The organism is Streptomyces bohaiensis, assembly GCF_012033785.1.
Lineage (GTDB): Bacteria > Actinomycetota > Actinomycetes > Streptomycetales > Streptomycetaceae > Streptomyces > Streptomyces bohaiensis.
Genome location: NZ_JAAVJC010000342.1, coordinates 1 through 4,440 on the forward strand (window position 1 = coordinate 1; position 4,440 = coordinate 4,440).

General features: G+C 77.0%; 4 protein-coding genes. All 4 read left to right on the forward strand.

The window, feature by feature from the left end:
• Positions 1-395: 395 nt before the first annotated feature.
• The 4 genes from HCN52_RS22170 to HCN52_RS22185 all read left to right on the forward strand — a co-directional run bounded on the left by HCN52_RS22170 (position 396) and on the right by HCN52_RS22185 (position 4,273).
• Positions 396-1,592, forward strand: a complete 1,197-nt coding sequence (locus HCN52_RS22170; RefSeq protein ID WP_168090214.1) for an FUSC family protein — start codon at positions 396-398, stop codon at positions 1,590-1,592.
• A 274-nt stretch (positions 1,593-1,866) separates the two neighbouring features.
• Positions 1,867-2,886, forward strand: a complete 1,020-nt coding sequence (locus HCN52_RS22175) for an acyl-CoA dehydrogenase family protein (protein ID WP_168090217.1) — start codon at positions 1,867-1,869, stop codon at positions 2,884-2,886.
• Complete coding sequence (locus HCN52_RS22180; protein WP_168090215.1) at positions 2,883-3,650, forward strand: PIG-L deacetylase family protein; 768 nt, start codon at positions 2,883-2,885, stop codon at positions 3,648-3,650. The genes HCN52_RS22175 and HCN52_RS22180 overlap by 4 nt, the downstream gene beginning before the upstream one ends.
• Complete coding sequence (locus HCN52_RS22185; RefSeq protein ID WP_168090216.1) at positions 3,647-4,273, forward strand: class I SAM-dependent DNA methyltransferase; 627 nt, start codon at positions 3,647-3,649, stop codon at positions 4,271-4,273. Before HCN52_RS22180 ends, HCN52_RS22185 begins: the two co-directional genes overlap by 4 nt.
• The last annotated feature ends 167 nt before the right edge of the window (positions 4,274-4,440 follow it).

Here is a 4,440-nt window from a genome sequence, read left to right on the forward strand (position 1 = left end):
ACCACGCTGCACCCGGCACCGCGCCGCCACATCCGCCGGGGCCGACGCGGAGGCCGCGCCCCGCCCGCCGGGAGCCCCGGGGTACCTGCGCGCCGTGTCCGCGAGCACGGGCACGGCACGCGGCCGCTCCCCGGGAGCGGCCGAGGTCCACCGGCCGGCGGCCGGTGGCCGCGTCGGAGCGGCCGGCGCGTGGGGCACCTCCCCGACGGGACGGGCCAGGCATGACGCCGCCGTGCGCGGGCACGGGAGGAGACGACCGGGTGAACCCGACCGGCCGGCTCCGGCCCGGCGACCACCGCCGCGCGCGCCGCTCCTCGCGCGACCTCCGCCGTCCCGCCGCCGAACGGGCCTCACCCGCCCCCACCCCACCGAAGCGCGGACGAGAGGCGCGAGAGATGAAGCAACGAGCGATACGGACGGCGGACTGGTTCGGCCGGGCCGTCCGTTCCAGCGGGACCGAACGGGACACGGCCCTGCTGGTGGTCAAGTCGACCCTCGCCGCGACGGGCGCGTGGTGGGTCGCCGAGCACGTGATCGGCGCGGAGTCCCCCGCGTTCGCCCCGTTCTCCGCGGTACTGACGATGAACGTCACCATCCACCGCTCGCTGTGGCAGGCGGCCCGCTACACGGGCGCCGTCATCGCGGGGGTGCTGCTCCAGGCCGCCGTCGTACTCCTCACCGGCCCCTCGCTCCTCGCCTTCGCGGTGGTCGCCCTCCTCGCCCTCACCATCGGCCGGTGGCCCGCCCTCGGCGAGCAGCGCTCCCAGGTGGCGACCGCCGCGTTCTTCGCGTTCTCCGCCTACCTCTCCGCGGAGTCGACGGTCGGGCGGGCGACCGAACTCGGGCAGATCGTCCTGCTGGTCGTCGTCGGCTGCGGCTTCGGCCTGCTGGTCAACCTGACGGTCTTCCCGCCGCTGCGCTACCGGGGCGCGGAGCACGGGCTGCGGACGCTGGCCCAGGAGCTGACCACGCTGCTCCGGGAGCTCGCGGACGGGCTGGACAGCGGGGACGTGGACTCCGAGCGGGCCGAGCGGTGGTGCCGTCTCAGCGATCGCGCCGACCGGTCGCTGGCCGCTGCACGCTCCGGCATGGAGACCGCGGAGAGCAGCATGGCCCTCAACCCCCGCAAGCTGCTGCCGCGCCACCGCCCGCACCGTGAGTTCGTCCGGTACCGCCGGGTGCTGGGGGCGCTGGAACGCACGGTGCACCAGCTCGCCTCGCTCACGCGCAGCCTCCAGCGCTGGCGGCAGGAGGAGAACACCTACTCCTACTCCGCGGCGCTCACCGCCTACGGGCGCTTCGCGGCGGCGCTGGGCGCCATGACGGAGTTGCTGACCGAGTTGGACGCGGATCGGCTGGCCGAGCAGTCGGCCCGGCTGTGCGAGCTCTCCGCCGCCGCGGAGGACGCCCTGGAGGGGGTGACCGAGGCCGCCCGCGCGCACGACCTTCCGCTGGCCGACCCCTCGCGGCCCTACGGGGTACTGATCGTGGAGGCGGCGCGCCTCATGGAGGAGTTCCGGCTGACCGCCGATGCGCTCACCTCCCGGCCCGGGGAGGCCGTCCCGGCGTCGGCCGACGGCCGGGACCGCTGACCGCCGGGGCGGCCGCTCGCCCCGCTCCACCCGGTGCTCCGCAGTGCTGGGAACGAACACGGACGGGCCGGTCGGCGAAGCATCCGGGCAGGACTCGGAAGAACCGTTTCTGCGCACGCGGTGCCGGGCACCCGACACCAGCGGCAGCGGGTGCCCGACCTGCGTCGCCGCCGCGCGGTCCCGGCCCGGGCGGCACCCGCCGTCAGAAGGAGGCCCGACCATGCGCGACACCGCCGGCGTCCGGACCGACGCACCGGAGGCGACGGACGCCGTGATGTCCGAGACCCCCGACATCCTGTTGCGGCGGTCCGCCCGGACCTTCACCCGCACCGTGGACGAGCTGCCGGAGGGCGTCGGCGCCGCTCCGCTTCCCGGAGCCGGCCGCACCGACCAGCGCTTCGCCCTGCTCTCCGACACGGCCCGGGAGGACCTGGGGGCGGCACGGCTCCTGGAGGGCCACCTCGACGCGGTCGCGATCCTGGCGGAACTCGGAGCCGAGCCCGCCCACCGGGGCCAGTACTGGGGCGTGTGGGCGGCGCAACCGCCCGGGCCCGGGCTCACCGCCGCCCGCCACGGCTCCCGGTGGCTGCTGAGCGGGCTCAAACGCTACTGCTCCGGCGCGCGTACCTGCACCCACGCGCTGGTCACGGCGGCCACCGAGGACGGCGACCGCCTCTTCGCGGTGCGCACCGGCGCACCGGTCCCGGACCCGTACCAGGGGCCGGCGGAGGGCCGGAGCTGCCGGCCCGTGCCCGGCACCTGGCCCGCCATCGGCATGGCGGGCAGCGACAGCCTGGACGTGCGCTTCCACGACCTGCCGGGCACACCGGTCGGCGCCCCCGGCGCCTACACGAACCGGCCGGGGTTCCACCACGGCGGTGTGGGCGTCGCGGCGTGCTGGCTCGGCGGGGCGCACGCGGTCGCACGGATCCTGCGCGACCGGTCGGCACGCCGTTCCGACCCCCTCACCGACGCCCACACCGGGGCGGTCGACGTGCAGCTCTACGTCGCCCGGACCGCGCTCGCCCAGGCGGCACAGGAGATCGACGCCGACCCCGAGGACGCCACCGGGACGGCGGAGGTGCGGGCGTTGCGCATCCGGGCGCTGATCGCCGACGCCTGCTCGGCCGTGCTCGACCACGTCGGGCGCGCCACGGGCGCAGGCCCGCTGTGCCACGATCCGCGCCACGCGCGCGCCGTCGCCGATCTGACGGTCTACGTGCGCCAGCACCACGCCGAACGGGACCTCGCCGCCCTGGGCGCGCTGGTCGCCGGGCTCGGGGCCGGCCGATGACGGCGGCCGGGCCGGAACCGCGGTCCGCGGACCTCATCCAGGCCCCCGGCACCCCGGAGGCGGCGTGGCGCTCCTGGGAACGGTGGGCGCACTTCCCGACCTTCCCGCTGCCGTCGGCCGGCCGGGTGGTGGTGCTCGCCGCCCACCCCGACGACGAGGTCCTCGGCATGGGCGGGACGCTGGCGCGACTCGTCGCAGCGGGCGTGGAGCTCACCGTGGTGACCGTCACCGACGGCGAGCGCTCCCACCCGGACAGCCGGCGCGTCACCCCGGTGCAGTTGGCGGAGCTGCGCGCCCGCGAACTGCACCGCGCCCTGTCGGCGCTGGGGGCCGACCGCACCGCGCCCGTGCGGCTGGGGCTGCCGGACACCGGGGTCGCCCGCCACGAGCACGAGCTGACCCGGCGCCTGCTGCCGCTGCTGCGGGGCGCCGTGCTCTGCCTCGCCCCCTGGGAGGAGGACCGGCACGGCGACCACGAGGCGGTCGGGCGAGCGGCCGGGGCCGCCGCCGCGGCGACCGCGGTGCCCCGCGCGCAGTACCCGGTGTGGATGTGGCACTGGGCACGTCCGGGGGACCCCAGGGTGCCGTGGGAGCGCGCGGCACGCATCGCGCTGCCGCCCCCGGTGCGGGAGGCGAAAGCGGCGGCGGTCCGCTGCTTCACCAGCCAGATCACCGACCTGGGTCCGGACCCGGCGGACGCCGCGGTGCTGCCGCCCGAGGAACTCGCCCACCACCTGCGCGACACGGAACTGGTGCTGCGATGAGCCGCTCCCCCACCCCCGAGGACTACTTCGCGGAGATGTACCGCCGCGCCGAGGACCCCTGGCAGCTCACCCGCCGGTGGTACGAGCGACGGAAGTACGCGCTGACGCTCGCCTCGCTGCCGCTGGAGCGCTACCGGCGAGGTTTCGAGGCCGGCTGCTCCGTCGGTGAGCTGACGCGGGGACTGGCCGCGCGGTGCGAGCGGCTGCTGGCCTGCGACCGGGTCCCCGCCGCGGTGGACACCGCCCGGCGCCGCACCGCGGACCTCCCCGGCGTCACCGTCGACCGCAGGGTGCTGCCCGAGGAGTGGCCGCCGGACCGCTTCGACCTGGTGGTGCTCTCCGAGGTGCTCTACTACCTGGACACCGCCGCCCTCGAGGTCCTGGTGCGGCAGGCGGTGGAGTCGCTGGAGCCCGACGGGACGCTGGTCACCGTCCACTGGGACCACCCGGTGGCGGACCACGTGATGCGCGGCTCGGAGGTCGCCGACCGCCTCGCCGACGCGCCCGGGCTCGCCCTGCTCGCCGATCACCGCGAGGAGGACTTCGTCCTCCAGGTGCACCAGCGGCCGACGCTGGGGCGGAACCGGCCGCCCAGCGTCGCGGCCCGCGAGGGGCTGGTGTGACCGTCGAGGCCGTGGCGGTCGTGGTGCCCGCCCACGACGAGGCGGAGCTGCTGCCCGGCGCGCTGGCCGCGGTGGCCCGGGCCGCCGACCACCGGGCGCTCGCCGGGACCGCCACGCTGACCGTGGTGGTCGCGGACGCCTGCACCGACCGCACGGCCGCGGTGGCC